Here is an 18924-nt window from a genome sequence, read left to right on the forward strand (position 1 = left end):
CGTTTGTTTGCCTTTATAAAAACGACGATTTAAGTACATTTGTTACACTTCAAAACATTCATAATGAGTAAAGCGATATATATAGCCACAAGTGATCAGAATAGCGGGAAATCGATTATTACACTCGGATTAATGAGCATTCTGATCGGAAAAACGGCCAAGGTAGGGTATTTCAGGCCCATTGTTGAAGACTTTATCGATGGCGGGGTAGACAACCATATCGAAACAGTTCTTTCCTATTTTAACCTTGATATTAAGTTCGAAGACGCTTATGCGATTACGAAAAGCAAACTGATCAAAAAGAAAAATAAAGGAAAGATAGGAGAGGTCCTGGACCTGATTATAGAGAAATACAAACGGCTGGAAGAACGCTTTGATTTTGTTCTTGTTGAAGGAACCAGCTTTACCGGAGAAGGCACTTCAATTGAATTGGATACCAACGTTTTAATTGCGAAAAATCTCGGAATTCCAACCATAATTATAGGATCCGGTATTGGAAAAACGCTGGATGAATTAATAGATAGCCTGCACCTTGTTTACGATTCCTTTAAAGTAAAAGAAGTTGAGGTGCTTTCTGTTTTTGCTAATAAAGTACAGCCCGAAAACATAGAACTGGTAACCAAAAGCCTGCAAAAAAGCCTGCCGGCGAATGTTTTGATAAATACCATTCCGTTGATTTCAAGTCTGAACAACCCGACGATGCAGGAAATTGTAAATTTACTGGATGCCAAAGTGCTGTTTGGAGAAACTTATTTAAACAATGAAATCGGGCATTATAGTGTTGGCGCCATGCAATTGCATAATTATCTGGTTCACCTGCAGGATAATGCTTTGGTAATTACGCCGGGTGACCGCTCGGATATTATCTTAGGAGCACTACAGGCAAACGAGTCGGCCAATTATCCGACGATTTCCGGAATTATCCTGACCGGAAATATCATTCCCGAGCAAAGTATATTAAAGCTTATTGAAGGACTTTCCGCAGTTGTTCCAATTATTGCAGTTGACGGAGGAACCTACCACATCACCAATAAAATTGGAAGCATCAGATCTGAAATCTATGCCAACAACACGCATAAAATTGAAACATCGATCAGTACTTTCGAAAAATATGTAAAAGTTGACGCTTTGTCGGAAAGACTGATCACTTTTGTGGCAGAAGGAATGACGCCAAAGATGTTTCAGTACAATATGGTGAAAAGAGCCAAACAGCATCGCAAGCATATCGTCCTGCCGGAAGGAAATGACGACCGGATTATTATGGCAGCGTCACGATTATTAGATATGGATGTGGTAGATATTTCGATTATCGGAGATAAAAAACAAATTGAAAGTAAAGTTGCGGAACTCGGAATTACTTTTGATTTTTCGAAAGTAAATATCATCAATCCGATAGAATCTGAACGTTATGAGGATTATGCCAATACGTATTACGAACTTCGAAAAGCGAAAAACGTAAGTATCACAATGGCCAGGGATTTAATGGAAGACGTTTCTTATTTCGGCACCATGATGGTATACAAAGGCCATGCAGACGGAATGGTTTCAGGAGCCGCACATACCACGCAGCATACTATTTTACCGGCATTGCAATTCATCAAAACAAAACCGAATTCGTCTGTAGTTTCCTCTGTATTTTTCATGTGCCTGGAAGACAGGGTTTCCGTTTTCGGAGATTGTGCCATAAACCCAAACCCAACCGCTGAACAATTGGCAGAAATTGCAATTTCGTCGGCAGAATCAAGCCTGGCTTTCGGAATTGAACCCAAAATAGCGATGCTTTCTTATTCTTCCGGATCTTCAGGAAAAGGTGATGAAGTTGATAAAGTAAGAGCGGCCACTGCAATTGTAAAAGCCAAACGCCCTGATTTAAAAATCGAAGGACCCATTCAGTACGATGCTGCAGTTGACCTTACCGTCGGGAAAAGTAAAATGCCGGATTCTGAAGTAGCAGGTCAGGCGAGTGTCTTAATTTTTCCGGATTTAAATACAGGAAACAATACATATAAGGCCGTTCAGAGAGAGACCGGAGCTTTGGCCATCGGACCAATGTTACAGGGCTTAAACAAGCCCGTAAACGATTTAAGCCGTGGTTGCACCGTAGATGATATTATAAACACAGTCGTGATTACTGCCATTCAGGCACAGGGACTTTAATTAATTGTGAATTATGAGTTGTAAATTGTGAGTTTTGCGTTATGATTTATTACTTAAAAAAAATATGTCAGGCTGAGCGGAGTCGAAGCCCTTTTTGTTTGACCAGCCTTCGACTTCGCTCAGGTTGGCAGTAAATTAAAAAAGATATGTCAGGCTGAGCTTAGTCGAAGCTCTTTTTGTTTGACCAGCCTTCGACTTCACTCAGGGTGACAGTAAATTAAAAAAATATGTCAGGCTGAGCGGAGTCGACCCCCTTTTTGTTTGACCAGCCTTCGACTTCGCTCAGGGTGACAGTAAATTAAAAAAGATATGTCAGGCTGAGCGGAGTCGAAGCCCCATTTTGTTTGACTTCACTCAGGGTAAAAGTAAAATTTTTAAAAAAAACTCAGCAGCTTAGAAACTTAGCACCTTAGCACCTAAAAAAAATGAAAATACTAATTATAAATTCAGGAAGTTCATCCATCAAATATCAACTAATGGTTATGCCGGAAAACGAAGTAATTTGCTCGGGCATGATTGACAGAATTGGTTTGGAAATTTCAAATATTGCGTTTAAAACAGCGTCGGATTCCTTAGAAGAATTACTTCCGATTCCGAATCATAAAGTGGGTTTACAGAAAGTTGCCGAAATGCTTTTAGACCCGGAAAAAGGTGTTATAAAATCAACTTCGGAAATTGCTGCTGTTGGTCATCGTGTCGTTCACGGCGGAAGTGATTTCACGGATACCGTAAAAATTGATGAGAAAGTAAAATTAAAAATCAAACAGCTTTTTGAGCTGGCACCTTTACATAATCCTGCGAATTTAGAAGGAATTAATGTGGCCGAAGAAATTTTTAATTCGGCAGAGCAAATTGCTGTTTTTGATACCGCCTTTCATCAGACAATGCCCGAAACAGCCTTTAAATACGCCATTCCGAATTATCTTTTAACAGAGAATAAAGTCCGTGTTTATGGTTTTCACGGAACCAGTCATAAATATGTTTCTGAAAAAGCAATTGGTTTTTTAGAGCACAATTCAAAAATAATTACCATTCATTTAGGGAATGGCTGCAGCATGGCGGCTATTAAAGACGGAAAATGTATTGATACGACGATGGGCTTTTCTCCGTCAAATGGTTTAATAATGGGAACCCGTGCCGGAGATATAGATCAGTCCGTAATTTTTTATCTGATCAGGAATCTAAATTATACGGCTGATGAAGTAAATGCTATTTTGCTTAAACAAAGTGGTATGCTTGGCCTTACAGGCTACAGTGATTTGCGCGATATCGAATCGGAAGCTGAAAAAGGAAATAAGGAATGTCAATTGGCTTTGCTGATGAATGCGTACCGAATTAAAAAAACTATTGGCTCTTACACCGCTGCTTTAAATGGTTTGGATGCGATTATTTTTACCGCAGGAATTGGAGAAAACTCTTCCTATATGCGTAAACTGGTTTGTACCGATATGGAGTATTTCGGAATTGAACTGGATGATGAAAAAAATGCAGTTCGTTCGAAAGAAATCAGGGAAATCAACAAACCCAATTCTAAAGCTAAAGTTTTGGTTGTTCCGACAGATGAGGAATATGAAATTGCGAATCAGGTTTACCAACTGCTTCAGAACTAAAAAAAAATATTTTATGCGTAAAAAAAGCTCCCGGTCGGGAGCTTTTTTTACATTCAAAAATTAAATATTTGTCAGTATCTTTGAATATAAATCCGAATATTTTGAAATCGATACTTTTAAAATTACTTTTTTTCTTTTTCATAGCTTCACAAATTCAGGCACAAGAATTACTTCCCTTTGTTGAAAATTACAGTAAATCAGATTATCAGGGCGATAATCAGATCTGGAATGTGGCACAGGGAAAAGATAATGCCATGTATTTTGCCAATAATCATTACCTGTTGCGCTACGATGGTGTGATATGGGAGAAATACACTTTACCCAACAAAACAATTATTCGTTCCATTTTAATTGAAGGCGACAAAATATATTCCGGCTCTTATAAAGAATTTGGGTACTGGTACCGTAAAGAAGGCAAAATGCATTACGTTTCGATTACCAAAAACCTGCGTTTATTTGATGAAAAAGACAATGAAGAAATCTGGAAAATATTCAGGTTCAATGGATCACTTTATTTTCAATCCTTCAATGATGTTTTTATTTATAATGGAAAAACCATTAAAAAAATAAAATTTCCATTTCTGATATCCTACTGTTTCTTCATAGACAAAAACCTTTACGTGGCCTCTGTTCAGGACGGTATTTTTAAGATGAACGGCAAAAGAATTGCAAATCCAAAAGGATGGAATGTTCTCAAAAATACGGTAGTTCACGCTATCGAAAAATACAAAAACGAAACTTATATTTTCACGCAGAAAAAAGGAGTTTTTGTAGTTGAGAAGAATGGACTACGGCCCTGGAATAATCCATTGAACGAAACCTTAAAGTCAACCACTATTAATGTTGCCAAATTTATTAAGGGCAATAAACTCATAATCGGTACCGGTAATAAGGGCGTTATAATTTTAGACTTAGATTCCAATTTGTATAAAAACATTGACCGTAATAATGTTTTAATGAACAATTCGATTTTGAGTATTGGTTTTGATAAAGAAGATGATTTATGGCTGGGTCTTGATAACGGAATTGCTCATGTTGAGGTCAATTCTCCAATATCCTTTTTTTATGATAACTCAGGCATATTAGGATCTGTCTATTCGGTAGCAACCACCAATAAGGGTTATCTTATTGCTTCCAATCATGGTATTTTTGAATTTGGCTCCGGCAGGTTTAATATGCTGCCCAATACGCAGGGGCAGGGCTGGAACATTACCAAAATCGGTACTAAATATATTATTGGACATAATGACGGAACATTTTCGTATGATAATGGTTCCCTCACTAAAATTAATGGGGTAAGCGGTGGATGGAATTTATCCAAAAGCAGTATTAACAATACCTATTTTCAGTCTACTTACAGCGGTATCCTGGTGTATGATGATTTATCAAACCTGTCGCACTACAAAATAATAAAGGATCTGACCAAACCTATAAAATATGTTGCCCAGAATAAAAAAAATGAAATCTGGGCAGCGGATAATTATCGTGGTTTATATCGTGTTTTGCTGGACGATGATTATAAAACAAAAAAAGTAGAAAATGTCACACAGCAGGCGAAAATAAAAAATGATTTTGGTATCAAGATTTTTGAATTTAGAAACGAAATACTTTTTCTAATCGATAATTCCTGGTACACTTATAATTCGATTGCCAATAAACTGGAAGAAAATGAATTGTTTAATGCCAATTTCAGTAATGTTTCTGATATTGTGGGCATAGACGAAGATCACTTCATGGTACTTCAGAACGGGATTTTATATCATATTTATGCAAACGGCAATAAATTTCTCTGGAACATTATTCAGGAGAAATATTATAAAGGAAAGCTGATTAACGAAAACCTCAGAATCTTTAAAAACGCCAATCATTACCTGTTAAATCTTGATGATGGATTTATTTCCCTTCAGTTAAAATATGAAAACGAACAACATAAAGCCTTGAGGGTAGAAGCTTTTAGTGATAATGTTTTGATTGCGGATAATTCTAAAATTAAATTCAATAAAGAGCTTAAAGTAAATGTAATCTCCGGGATTTATGGGGCGAGTAAACCCAATTTGTTTTATAAACTAAATAAAAGCAAAGAGTTTACGCCTGTTTCTGATGGCGTAATTTTACTGAATAATTTAAGCAGTGGTACTCATTCTATTGTGATTTACAAACATGATGGAGCCAGTTATGAAAAAGTGGAAGCGTTTTCTTTTAAAGTGGCTCAGCCCTGGTATTTTTCATTTTGGATGATTTTACTGTATTTATTTGTGATTGGAACAGTGTTGTTCTTTTATTATAAATGGAATAAATTCCGATATACACAAAAGTTAAAATTACAGGCAGAGGAATTAAAGCATCAAAGAGAAATTCTGGAGATGGAACTTAAAGCCGAGAATGAATTAAATGTTCAGGAATACGAAAAACACATTCTGGAACTTGAATTACAGACAAAATCGTCTGAAGTTGCCGGAAAATCCTTGTCGATAGCCAAGCAAAGTGAAATGATTGAAAACATACAGAATATCTTAGATTCGGAGAAAGATTTTAATAAACTGAAAAGCGAAATTAAAAAGGCCATTAAAATCAACGAAGTGAACAAACACGAATGGGAAACTTTCGAAACCAATCTGAACCAGATTCATAATGAGTTTATTATTAATCTGACAAAGAAATTTCCAAGCCTCACTCCAAAAGATATAAAACTGTGTGTGTACCTTAAAATGAACCTCTCTTCCAAAGAAATTGCCCCTATGATGAACATCTCTTTCCGAGGTGTAGAATTACACAGATATCGCTTAAGAAAGAAATTAAACCTCACTCAGGACGAAAACCTGTCAAAATTTTTATTGACTGTGTAAGATTCGTATTCGTTTTTTAAACATAGTTTAATTTTTTCATTCTTTTTTTATATAATTCCAATACATCATTACTACATCATAACGTTATGTTAACGTAAAATTAAAATAAGTTAAAGTCTTTATTTATAATTGTTTACCAAGTATTTTTGATGTAGTGATGTAGCTATGTAGTAGTGGTATCTGATGTACTACAACGTTGTAATTGTTTAATTTGGCTCTACTAACTTAAACGATTACAAACTGTATGAAAAATTTTATTTTTAGTTTTTTAGCACTCTTATTGTTGCCGGCTTATATGTCCGGACAGACAATTAAAGGAAAAGTATTAGATAGCAGCGGAATGGGAGTTCCGGGAGCTGTTATCAGTGCACCTCAGTCCAGAACTTCTGCCGACGCTGATTTCGATGGTAATTTTAGTATTAATGCCAAAGAAGGAGAGATGTTAAAGATCTCCATGTTGGGTTTTGAGCCTGTTTCCGTTCCCGCAGCTGCAGGAGTGATGACCATTACATTAAAAGAATCCGGTGATACTGCCTTAAAAGAAGTAGTAGTGATTGGATACGGTACCAGAAAGAAAATTGATAATACTTCTGCAGTAAGCTCAATTAAATCGGAAGAAATTACCAAAACAAAAGTATTGAATGCTTCACAGGCTATTCAGGGTAAAGCGGCCGGTGTTCAGGTTATCTCTTCTGATTTACCGGGGAGTACACCGTCTGTTGTCATTAGAGGTTTGGGAACTGCATTAGGGGGAAGAACTCCATTATATGTAGTAGACGGAATGCAAACCGAGAATATCAATAATATTAATACAAACGATATTGTTTCTTACGATATCCTGAAAGATGCTTCTGCACTTGCTATTTATGGTACAAGGGCAGCAAATGGGGTTATTATTATTACGACCAAAAAAGGAAAAGGTGATAATAAAGTTTCTGTAGAAATAGAAAGCTTTGCGGGTGTAAGAGAGCCGCTTAAAAAAGTTAAAATGGCGGGTAGTAATAAGTTCGCCTATTATACCAATGCAGCCTTGCAAAACACTACTTTTTCACAAGATCAGCCTGTAAATACAGACTGGTTTGATGAAATTACAAGAAGCGGATCGTATACGCAAAACAACATTTCTGTTTCGGGAGGTTCTGAAAATGTGAAGTATTTTTTCAGTTTGGGAAATTACGAAGAGAAAGCAATTCTAAACGGACTAAGTTATGGCCGTACTACTTTTAGAAATAATAATGAATATAAAATTTCTAAAAAATTGACGTTAAATCAAAACTTCAGTTTTACGTCTACAAAATCGACTCCTAAACCTTTAGGAGCTTTTACAAACGCTTACAAACAATCACCAATAGTACCTGTTTTTTTTCCTGATGGAAAATACGGAGTGCCAAGAGTTGGTGCAGACGGTTTTGCAAACGAAACAGGATCAGCATTTAACAATGTTGGAAATCCGGTGGCACAACTTGATTTTTTTGATGAGCAACAAAAAAGTATAACGCTGCAGGGTGGTCTGAAATTAGACTATGAAATTTTAAAATCCTTAAAATTTACTTCTCAGTTTAATGGAGAATACTACACCTGGAAACAATATAATTTTGAAGACACCAAAAATGTCTGGCTTGCGGCAAATCCTAATAAAGTAGCAAGTGATTATGAAAAAGAATTTCCAAATGCTAATATTAATTTACTAACCAAAGGAAGAGAAGATTATTACAATTGGAATTTAGCAAACTACCTGACCTATAACAAGGTGTTCAACGATATTCATGATATTGAAGTAGTAGCCGGTATTGAAACAAGTGTGAAAGGTAACAGGGAAAAGCTTACGATCAAAAGAAAAAATGTAAATTCTGATTCGAACTACTGGGCTCTGAAAGATGTAGAATATGCTGCAAATATCACGAGCTATAAGGACGAAGTTTTCAATGAAGTAAAACTGGCATCTTATTTAGGCCGTTTCCAGTATAAATTGATGGATAAATATTTGGTTACCGGAACGGTAAGACGTGACGGATCTTCAAATTTTGGGAAAGATTACCGTTGGGGTACGTTTCCTGCTTTTGGTCTGGGATGGGTTGTTTCCAAAGAGTCTTTCTTAGCAAATTCAGAAACAATTAATTTATTAAAATTAAGAGGAGGCTGGGGTAAATTAGGAAACCAGAACGTACCACTAAACAGAGCAAGCTATACATCGGGTCAAACCGCTTATTTAGGAGGTTCTATCTTAAATGAGGGAACCACTATTAACTCGCAAATTGATCCAAGTTTATCCTGGGAAGTTACGGAAGAAACTTCTGTTGGTTTAGATTTTGAATTGCTAAACAGCAAATTAAAGGGAACTGTTGATGTTTATGACAGAAATACAAATAACATCATTTTAAATACAAAACCATATGTTACATCCGGAATAACAAATGTATCTCCGGCACACGTAGGAGAGGTTTCGAACAAAGGTTATGAAATTTCTTTACGCTGGGATGACAAAATTGGTGAGGATTTCAGCTATTTTATTGGTGGAAACTTTTCGAATAATAAAAATGAACTTACAGGTCTGAAAAATGTTATTTTATCTCCGCTTATCGGAGGAGGATTAGGCAACGGACAAGATACTAAATTACTGGATAATACTACTATTGGTCAGCCGTTAGGAAGTTTCTATATCTACGATTATGCAGGTTTTGATGCTGCAAATGGAAAAATGTTGTATTACAATGCTGCAGGTAATAAAGTAACTCAGGATGCACTAAATGCTACTACAGACAAAAAATATGTAGGATCAAGCATGCCAAAATCTAATTATGGAGTGTCTTTAGGATTTAATTATAAAAACTTTGATGTCTCTGTAGACGGTTACGGAACAAACGGTGCAAAAGTGTACAATGGTAAAAAAGCACAGCGTTTTTCAGGAGAAAACATCGAAGATTCTCTTGCAGGTAATTTCTGGACCTCTAACAATGTAACAGGTTCAAATCCTGCACCATTCAATCAGGTACCGGTTGCTTCTACGTATTATTTGGAATCAGGTGATTTCTTTAGAATCAACAACATTACGGTAGGATACAAATTGCCTTTGCAAAGCGAGAGTTTTATTACTTCGTGCAGAATTTATGTAAATGCTATAAATCCGTTTATCACACAAAAATTCTCAGGATTCTCTCCGGAATTAAACGGAGATGGAAATCCTTACGGAACTCAGGGAGTGGAATTGGATGCTTATCCAACTTTGAGATCATTTGTTATGGGAGTTAACTTAAAATTTTAAAATTATGAAAAAGATATATATAGCAGCGTTTGTAGTATCAGCATTCTTTTTTACAGGCTGTGCAGACGATTATTTAGATGTAGATCAAACAGAATCGGTTTCTACAGATGATATTGAATTATACAATAATGACGCGGGAGCAACACAATTTGTGACTTCAATTTATAACAAATTTCTAAACTGGGATATGACCTCATTCGGCTGGATTGGTCTGTCAAGTATTACCTCTGACGATGCCGATAAAGGGTCATCTCCTGGTGATACCGGAACCGATAAAGACGTTCTGGATGCTTTAACGTACAATGCTTCCAACCCTTCTGCCGAAAGTACTTTTACCGCTAATTACGATGGAATAAACAGATGTAATCAGGCTTTGAATATTCTTCCGAAACTGGATAAAGCAAGTCCGGCTCTGAGAGCCAGATTGACAGGTGAAGCGAAGTTTTTAAGAGCTTTTATGTATTTTACTTTAGTGAAATGTTATGGAGGAGTTCCAATTGTAGATCACTTACCGGTTCCGGGTTCAGATTCTGATCGTATTATGCAGTTAACCCGCAAAACAAGTGCAGAGGTTTATGCTTTTATCGAAAGTGACTTAAATGATGCTATTGCCGCATTACCTGAAAAAGGGGCATATGCTGCAAATGAGAGATCAAGAGTTTCAAAAGGAGCCGCTTATGCTTTATTAGCAAAAGTAAATTTATATCAGAAAAACTGGCAGAAAGTAGTAGACAATTGTAATAAAGTTACGGGCTACTCGATTGTTAGTGATTATGCAAGTATGTTTAGGGTAGCAGGTAAATTCGATTCAGAAAGTATTTTCGAAATTTATGCTCAGGGTGCAGTACCAGCTAAAGGAATCGAAGGCTATTCAAACACACAAGGTGCACGTGGTGCCGGTGGATGGGGCTGGGGTTTCAATACGCCATCCCAAAGTTTAGTAAATGCGTATGAGCCGGGTGATGTAAGAAAAAATGCAACTATTATCTTTAGAGGTACCACTTTGTATGATGGAAGAGTAATTCCGACTACAGTTGAAAACGAACGATATAACTACAAGGCCTATTCGTCTGCCTATACAGATGCCTGGGAAACAGATGTTGATATTAAATACATAAGATATGCTGAAGTTTTATTAATGAAGGCAGAAGCTCTTAACGAATTAGGTCAGACACCGGATGCTATTCCGTTATTAAACCAAATCAGAAACAGAGCAGGTTTAGCGAATACAACTTATTCATCGCAGGGTGATATCAGAACGGCAATCTGGAGAGAAAGAAGAGTAGAAATGGCTTTTGAGCACGATAGATTCTTTGATTTGGTTCGCACGGGTCAGGCCAAAGCTGCTTTTGCCATTGATGGAAAAGTGTTTACGGAAGGTAAAAACGAAGTGTTTCCGATTCCGGCTTCTTTTATCAAACAAGCAGATGGCTTATCAGCTCAAAATCCTAATTATTAATTTTTAAGACCATAAAAATGAAAAAAAATAAATCTATTTTCTTGCTTTCTTTTGTTTTGGCTGCAACAGTATTTGTGGGCTGCGAAGATAGTATAGATAAGGACAATGCCCCAATTCCGTATGAATCAATTGGAGGTTATGAGAATTCTGATGAAGTTGCTGCAACTCACCTGATTTCTAAATTTAGTTTTGATGGCAATTTAAACGATAGCAAAAGCAATATTACAGGTCTTGAAGGGATGAATGTAGCTTACGCGGATGGTGTAAAAGGAAATGCGTATCAGGGTTCCAGTGCTGTTGCCCGTTACGCTGTAGGAAATGCTACTGCAAAAATCACGTCTCTTAATGATTACACCATTTCATTCTGGATGAATACGGCCAATACAGTTCCGGACGGTGGAAGCCCCGGACAGGGAAAAGGGGCACAGGGTATCTTTTCAATCGTCAGACCAACTGAATTTTGGGGAGGCATTAATTTGTTTTTGGAAAATCCCGATAGTGCTAATCCAAACAGACTGCGATTAAAACTTGGAGTAGAGAATGGAAGAACCGGAGTAATGTGGAAAGGACAAAGTGTTATCGTAAACCTTGATAACAGTTTAAATACCTGGGTTCATATTGTTTTAGCCTATGATTCTAAAACCAGTACTATCAATTGTTATACGAACGGTGCACCAAGTGCAAATGTTGGAGGTTTCCCGTTTGCTCCTGCAGAAGGCGTTGTAGGTACTGCAATATGGTATGCTGATGATCCGGGTACTTATGCTAACGTTAAAAATGCTCCGAAATATGGTGCTTTCCAAATGACAGGTACAAATGGTAAAGTGGTTTTTGGAAATCACCAGTTCGAAACAACACCTCCGTTAAACAATGGTTCACAACAAGACTGGGCTACTAGTTACGCAGGGTTAATGGATGAATTCAGAATTTATGATTCGGCTCTTGCAAGTAGTGAGGTTTCAGCTTTATATAAACTTGAAAAAGATAAAAGATAGAAATCTTTATAATACACCCGGATGAAAAAATTCCGGGTGTATTTTTTACTATTAATATCACAATTAAAAAAATGAAAAGCAGTTTTTATATCCCCCTTTTGTTAAGTGTTTTTATGTCCTGTTCTTCTTCTTCACCAGAAGGAGGAAATAGCGGAGGAACACCATTACCAACAAATCCGACATTACCAACCAAACCTTTGACAGATGCTGAAGCAATGGATCAGGTTCAAAAAGATGCCATTAAATATTTTTGGGATTATGCTGATCCTAATTCAAAACTGGCTCGTGAAAGATACCTTACCGAAGATCCGAATTTTGAATCTAATATTATTACAACAGGTGGTTCCGGTTTCGGATTGATGAGTATTGTAGTAGGAGTAGAAAGAGGTTTTTTGCCAAGGGCCGAAGCTGTTTCTAGACTTGCCACAGCTTTAACTTTCCTTGAAAAAGCAGACCGTTTTCACGGTGCATGGCCACACTGGATGGATAATAAAGCAGGAAAAGTGATTCCGTTCGGAACAAAAGATAACGGAGGAGATTTAGTAGAAACTTCTTTTGTCTGCCAGGCTTTAATTACCATCAGAGAATATTTTAAAAATGGAAGTACAGCCGAAAAAGAATTGGCAGCCAAAGCCGATTTACTTTGGAAAGGCGTAGAATGGGACTGGTACACCCAGGGACAGGATGCGTTATACTGGCACTGGTCTCCCAATTATGGTTGGGAAATGAACTTTAAATTAGAAGGCTATAACGAATGTCTTATTACCTACGTAATGGCGGCTTCTTCACCGACACACCCAATTTCTGCCGAAGCTTATCATAAAGCATGGGCGAGAAGCGGAGCAATTGTAAATGCTGGCTCTCAGTACGGAATTCCGGTTATTTTAAATTACAATGGCGCGACAGGAAATGTAGGGCCAATGTTCTGGTCACACTATTCGTATTTAGGTTTGGATCCAACTAATCTAAAAGATAAATATGCTGATTATTGGGCATTAACACAAAACCATGCAAAAATAATGGTTCAGTACAGTGTTGCCAATCCAAAAGGTTTTAAGGATTATTCAGATAAATGCTGGGGATTAACAGCAAGTTACACTCGTAATCCTGATGGAACAACGGGTTATACAGCGCATCAGCCTAACAATGATAACGGGGTTATTTCGCCTACCGCTGCCTTATCTTCTTTTCCATATACGCCAATAGAGTCTATGAAATTTTTGCATTATTTATACGATGATAATAAATCAAAATATGTTGGAATTGCAGGTCCTTACGATGCTTTTTCGCCACAATACAATTGGGTAACCGCCCGCTATCTGGCAATCGATCAGGGAACCATTGCACCCATGATCGAAAACTACAGAAGTGGTTTGTTGTGGAAGTTGTTTATGAATGCGTCAGACACCAAACAAGGGTTAATCAAACTTGGATTTAGTTCAACTAAATACGGATTCTAACAGTCATTAAATGAAATTTAAAATAACGTTCCTATTTCTGCTCTTTTCAGCAATTGGTTTTGCACAAAGCGAGGCAACGGGAAATTTTAAAACGGTTGTGGTGACCAGGTGCGAGCTGGGTTATGTATTGCACAAACCGGCCAATACCAAAGATAAAAAGCCCTTAATCGTTTTTATATCCGGTGATGGAGAAAAGGGAACTGACCTTGAAAAAGTCAAAATTAACGGCCCTTTAAAATATCTGAAATCGCATGCATTGGATGCCTATGTTCTGGCACCGCAATGTAAGGAAGATGAAAACTGGGATATTGAATCCATCTATCAATTGATTTTAAAAGTTCAGAAAGAGCATAATATTGATTCCAGCCGAATTTATGTCACAGGTTTAAGTTCTGGAGGCTGGGCCGCATGGAATTTAGCGCTTTCGCATCCCGATTTGTTTGCGGCAATTGTGCCGATTTCAGGTTTTATCGATTTAATCCAGTTGGAAGATGCGTGTAAAATAGCCCAGATTCCAACGCGAATTTATCACGGCTTACTGGATGATGTTGTAAACGTAGATTACGCTGTCACGATTTATAAAGAACTAAAAAAGTGTAATGCTAAAGATGTTCAACTGACCATTTTTGATGATGCCGGTCACGATAGCTGGACACGTGTATACGATAACCCTGAAATTTATAGCTGGATGTTTAAACAGATTAAAATAAATACAAATAAATAAAAACAATAGAATGAAAAAGAAATTAGTCTTACTGTTTTTAGGATGTGCTGTCTTGGGTTATGCCCAAAAAAAGAACACTAAAAATGCAGTAAAAATTAAACCGAAATCTGAGTTTGTAGCCGAGTTAATTTCAAAAATGACTTTAGACGAAAAACTGGGACAGTTAAATTTACCAACATCCGGTGATATTACTACAGGACAAGCTAATAGTTCTAATGTTGCAAAAAATATTGCTGAAGGAAAAGTAGGTGGTTTGTTCAATATAAAATCGGTTCAGAAAATCAGGGAAGTACAAAAAATTGCCGTTGAACAAAGCCGTTTAAAAATTCCATTGCTTTTTGGTATGGATGTTATTCACGGTTATGAAACAACATTCCCGATTCCTTTAGGATTGTCTTGTACCTGGGATATGAATTTAATCGAAAGAAGTGCCCAGATTGCCGCTCAGGAAGCAAGTGCAGACGGGATCAACTGGACCTTCTCGCCAATGGTAGACATTTCACGTGACCCGCGCTGGGGAAGAGTTTCTGAAGGTTCAGGGGAAGACCCGTACTTAGGAAGCCAGATTGCAAAGGCGATGGTTAACGGATACCAGCAAAAAGACTTATCAAAAAACAATACCATTCTGGCCTGTGTAAAACACTTTGCGTTATACGGAGCACCGGAAGCGGGACGTGATTACAATACAGTTGACATGAGTCATATCAAAATGTTCAATGACTATTTTCCACCTTACAAAGCGGCAGTTGATGCAGGTGTAGGTTCTGTGATGGCTTCTTTTAATGAAGTTGATGGAATCCCTGCAACCGGAAGTAAATGGTTAATGACCGATGTTTTAAGAAAACAATGGGGCTTTAAAGGTTTCGTAGTAACCGATTTTACCGGAATTCCGGAAATGATCGAGCACGGAATGGGGAATCTTCAGGACGTATCCGCTTTGGCTTTAAATGCCGGAGTTGAAATGGATATGGTAGGGGAAGGTTTTCTAAGCACTTTGAAAAAATCATTAGACGAGAAAAGAGTAACAATCCAGCAAATTGATAATGCGGTTAAACTGATTCTTGAAGCAAAATATGACCTGGGATTGTTTGAAGATCCTTATAAATATTGCGACGAAAAAAGAGCAAAAACAGAAATTTTTACGGCAGCCAGCAGAAAAGAAGCACGTGAAATTTCGGCACAATCACTGGTTTTATTAAAAAATCAAAATCAGGCATTGCCGCTTAAAAAATCAGGAACTATTGCACTGATCGGACCATTGGCGGATGCAAAAGAAAACATGCCGGGAACCTGGAGTGTCGCTACAAAAATGGAAAATGCAGTATCGCTTTTAAGAGGAATTAAAGAAGTGGCAGGACCTTCCGTTAAAGTTTTATATGCGAAAGGAAGCAATTTGGATTACGATGAAACTTTTGAAACCAATGCAACGATGTTTGGTAAAACCTTACACCGTGACGGCCGTTCAAAAGAAGAATTGTTAGCAGAGGCGCTTAAAATTGCCAATCAGTCTGATGTAATTGTAGCAGCACTGGGAGAATCTGCAGAAATGAGCGGAGAATCCAGCAGCCGTACCAATCTGGAAATTCCACAGGCACAGAAAGATTTATTGCAGGCGTTGATTAAAACTGGAAAACCGGTAGTTTTAGTATTATTCGATGGTCGTCCGTTGGTATTAAATGAAGAAAACGCAACCGTTCCGGCTATTTTAAATGCCTGGTTCGCCGGAAGTGAAGCCGGATACGCGATCGCAGATGTTTTGTTTGGAGATGTGAATCCATCCGGAAAACTGACTGCTACTTTCCCAAGAAGCGTAGGACAGGTGCCGATTTACTACGCACACAAAAATACAGGAAGACCGCTTTCCAACACAGAAGGAAAATTTGAAAAATTCAGATCGAATTATATCGATGAAAGAAACGAACCTTTATTCCCATTCGGATTTGGTTTAAGTTATACCACTTTTGAGTATTCGAATTTGAAAATTTCATCCGATAAAATGAACTTTAGCGGAAAAGTAAAGGTGACCGTTGATGTTGCCAATACAGGAAATTTCGACGGAAAAGAAACCGTTCAGTTATACATCAGGGATTTAGTCGGATCAGTGACAAGACCTGTCAGAGAACTAAAAGGATTCCGGAAAATAGCCTTAAAAAAGGGAGAAAAACAAATGGTGACTTTTGAGATCACAGTAGAAGATTTAAAATTTTATAATTCTGATTTACAATTCGTAGCAGAACCGGGGCAGTTTGATGTTTTCGTTGGAACAAATTCAAACGCCGATAAGAAAGTTAGTTTTGAGTTAACTAAATAGTTGGTTTGTTAATTAGTAATTAGCCCTTCGGATTTGGTTAACCGAGGGGCTTTTTTTAGCTAAAAATGCAAAGTATTCATAACAAAATAAGATCAAAATGAAAATAAATAAATGGTGTTCCATACCGATTTTGCTGTTTCTTCTGGGGCTGGTAAATAGCACTTCAGCTCAGAATGTTCCCGGAAAAACAGCTTGGTTTGATCCGGCGAAGCCCGCTACCACCTATTGTAACCCCATAAACATCGGATACAATTACACGACTCAGAATCACAATGGCATTCCCGAATCCCGACGGTCGAGTGCAGATCCTGTCATTATTACTTATAAAGGCGACTATTATTTGTTTGCCACGAATCAGGCAGGATTTTTCTGGAGCAAGGACATGTCCGACTGGAAATTCGTTTATGGAAGTTTCCAGAGAAATCCGGGTGATGATGATCAGTGCGCACCCGCAGCCTGGGTCGTAAATGATACTTTATTTTACGTAGGTTCGACCTGGAAAAAAGATCATCCGGTCTGGAAAACAGCCGATCCGAAATCAGGAAGATGGACCAGACATGTGAACACGGCCATGCTGCCCACCTGGGATCCCGCGATTTTTCAGGATGATGACAAAAAGGTATATATGTATTACGGTTCAAGCGGAAAATTACCACTTGTAGGCGTCGAAGTAGATTACAACACCTGGCTTCCAAAAGGCAATCAGGCCGATTATGTCAAATTATACGCTGCAACAGAAGTAGAGGACATTCAGAAACCTTACGGACAGGCAAAAGCCGTGGTAGGTTTAGATCCTGCGGCACACGGTTGGGAACGTTTCGGACCCAACAATGATATGGAACCGGCACCCTGGGGCAATTTTATCGAAGGAGCGTGGATGACCAAACACAACGGAAAATATTACATGCAATACGGAGCTCCGGCTACCGAGTTTAAAGGCTATGCCAATGGTGTTCACGTGGGGGATAATCCTTTAGGACCATTCGTTTACCAAAAGCACAATCCGATGTCGTATAAACCCGGTGGATTTGTGATTGGTGCCGGACACGGAAATACTTTTGCCGACAATTATGGGAATTATTGGAATACCGGGACGTGTAAGATTTCGATCAAAGACCGCTTCGAACGCCGTATCGACATGTTCCCCGCAGGATTCGATAAAGACGATGTGATGTATTCCATTACGGCTTATGGCGATTTCCCTATTGTATTGCCAACGGCCCAGAGAGATCAGATCAAAGGTGCCTCTTCCGGCTGGATGTTATTGTCTTATAAAAAACCAGTGACTGTTTCTTCTGCTGAAGAATGCAAAGAGGTCGAAACACACCGAATGGATCATGGCGGGAAAAAAGTATATGAGAAAATATGTTACGATGCGGCCAACTTAACCGATGAAAATATTCAGACCTACTGGTCAGCCACATCCGATAAACGAGGCGAGTGGCTGCAGCTGGATTTAGGCAGAAAGATGGAAATCAACGCGCTGCAAGTCAATTATGCCGATCATAAAGCCACACAGTTTAATAAAGCGATGGACATGTATTATCAGTATCAAATCCTGATGTCCGATGATGCCGTAAACTGGACTCTGGTAGTCGATAAATCAAATAATGATAAAGATGTGCCCCACGATTATGTGGAGCTGACAAAAGCCATAAAAGCGCGTTATATTAAGATGGTAAACATTCATAATGCTTCGGGAATGTTTGCGGTTTCAGATTTCAGGGTTTTTGGAAACGGATTAGAAGAAAAACCAAAGTCAGTGGCTGATTTTAAAGTCAAAAGAAATGCAGCCGATTCCCGTAATGCGATGATTTCGTGGAAAAAACAGGCAGATGCGATCGGCTACAATATTTACTATGGAATTACTCCGGATAAATTATACAACAGCATAATGGTCTACGCAGACAGTTCTTATGATTTCAGAGGTTTGGATAAAGGAACAAAATATTACTTTACCATTGAGCCTTTTAATGAAAACGGAATCGGTACAAAGGGTAAGATTATCGAGGTAAAATAATTTTTTACAGAATGAATTTTTTAAAACGCTGATTGCAACAAAAAAGTTGTTAATCAGCGTTTTTTTTTGAGAAAAGCTTT

The 18924-nt window shown here is 37.9% G+C and carries 10 protein-coding genes; all 10 read left to right on the plus strand.

Annotation, left to right across the window (positions count from 1 at the left end; genetic code table 11):
- Positions 1-63 precede the first annotated feature (63 nt).
- Positions 64-2157: a phosphate acetyltransferase gene (gene pta / locus LPB89_RS04995; protein ID WP_230700599.1), complete on the plus strand. Its 2094-nt coding sequence runs from the start codon at positions 64-66 to the stop codon at positions 2155-2157.
- A gap of 425 nt (positions 2158-2582) precedes the next feature.
- A complete protein-coding gene (locus LPB89_RS05000) occupies positions 2583-3767 on the plus strand; it encodes an acetate/propionate family kinase (protein WP_230700601.1) in 1185 nt (394 codons plus the stop codon).
- Between the two features lie 101 nt (positions 3768-3868).
- On the plus strand, positions 3869-6613 hold the full coding sequence (locus LPB89_RS05005) for a LuxR C-terminal-related transcriptional regulator (RefSeq protein ID WP_230700602.1): 2745 nt from the start codon (positions 3869-3871) through the stop codon (positions 6611-6613).
- A gap of 244 nt (positions 6614-6857) precedes the next feature.
- Complete coding sequence (locus LPB89_RS05010; RefSeq protein WP_230700604.1) at positions 6858-9875, plus strand: SusC/RagA family TonB-linked outer membrane protein; 3018 nt, start codon at positions 6858-6860, stop codon at positions 9873-9875.
- Positions 9876-9879: 4 nt separating this feature from the next.
- Positions 9880-11334, plus strand: a complete 1455-nt coding sequence (locus LPB89_RS05015; protein WP_230700606.1) for a RagB/SusD family nutrient uptake outer membrane protein — start codon at positions 9880-9882, stop codon at positions 11332-11334.
- Positions 11335-11351: 17 nt separating this feature from the next.
- Complete coding sequence (locus LPB89_RS05020; RefSeq protein WP_230700607.1) at positions 11352-12329, plus strand: LamG domain-containing protein; 978 nt, start codon at positions 11352-11354, stop codon at positions 12327-12329.
- Between the two features lie 71 nt (positions 12330-12400).
- Positions 12401-13789 carry a glucoamylase family protein gene (locus LPB89_RS05025; RefSeq protein ID WP_230700609.1) on the plus strand — a complete coding sequence of 463 codons (1389 nt, stop codon included), beginning with the start codon at positions 12401-12403 and terminating at the stop codon, positions 13787-13789.
- Positions 13790-13799: 10 nt separating this feature from the next.
- Positions 13800-14513, plus strand: a complete 714-nt coding sequence (locus LPB89_RS05030) for a prolyl oligopeptidase family serine peptidase (protein ID WP_230700610.1) — start codon at positions 13800-13802, stop codon at positions 14511-14513.
- 10 nt (positions 14514-14523) lie between these two features.
- The gene (gene bglX, locus LPB89_RS05035) at positions 14524-16824 is read left to right on the plus strand and encodes a beta-glucosidase BglX (RefSeq protein ID WP_230700612.1); all 2301 of its coding nucleotides are present in this window, start codon (positions 14524-14526) and stop codon (positions 16822-16824) included.
- 97 nt (positions 16825-16921) lie between these two features.
- A complete protein-coding gene (locus LPB89_RS05040; protein WP_230700613.1) occupies positions 16922-18844 on the plus strand; it encodes a discoidin domain-containing protein in 1923 nt (640 codons plus the stop codon).
- Positions 18845-18924: the final 80 nt, after the last annotated feature.

Source organism: Flavobacterium sp. ENC, from assembly GCF_020991415.1.
Classification (GTDB): domain Bacteria; phylum Bacteroidota; class Bacteroidia; order Flavobacteriales; family Flavobacteriaceae; genus Flavobacterium.

Excerpts from the sequence above, each read along its gene's own strand:
- LPB89_RS05025 (WP_230700609.1), top strand. The coding sequence starts at position 12,401 with ATGAAAAGCAGTTTTTATATCCCCCTTTTGTTAAGTGTTTTTATGTCC.
- LPB89_RS05040 (WP_230700613.1), top strand. The coding sequence starts at position 16,922 with ATGAAAATAAATAAATGGTGTTCCATACCGATTTTGCTGTTTCTTCTG.
- LPB89_RS05010 (WP_230700604.1), top strand. The coding sequence starts at position 6,858 with ATGAAAAATTTTATTTTTAGTTTTTTAGCACTCTTATTGTTGCCGGCT.
- LPB89_RS05000 (WP_230700601.1), top strand. The coding sequence starts at position 2,583 with ATGAAAATACTAATTATAAATTCAGGAAGTTCATCCATCAAATATCAA.
- LPB89_RS05015 (WP_230700606.1), top strand. The coding sequence starts at position 9,880 with ATGAAAAAGATATATATAGCAGCGTTTGTAGTATCAGCATTCTTTTTT.
- bglX (WP_230700612.1), top strand. The coding sequence starts at position 14,524 with ATGAAAAAGAAATTAGTCTTACTGTTTTTAGGATGTGCTGTCTTGGGT.
- LPB89_RS05030 (WP_230700610.1), top strand. The coding sequence starts at position 13,800 with ATGAAATTTAAAATAACGTTCCTATTTCTGCTCTTTTCAGCAATTGGT.
- LPB89_RS05020 (WP_230700607.1), top strand. The coding sequence starts at position 11,352 with ATGAAAAAAAATAAATCTATTTTCTTGCTTTCTTTTGTTTTGGCTGCA.
- pta (WP_230700599.1), top strand. The coding sequence starts at position 64 with ATGAGTAAAGCGATATATATAGCCACAAGTGATCAGAATAGCGGGAAA.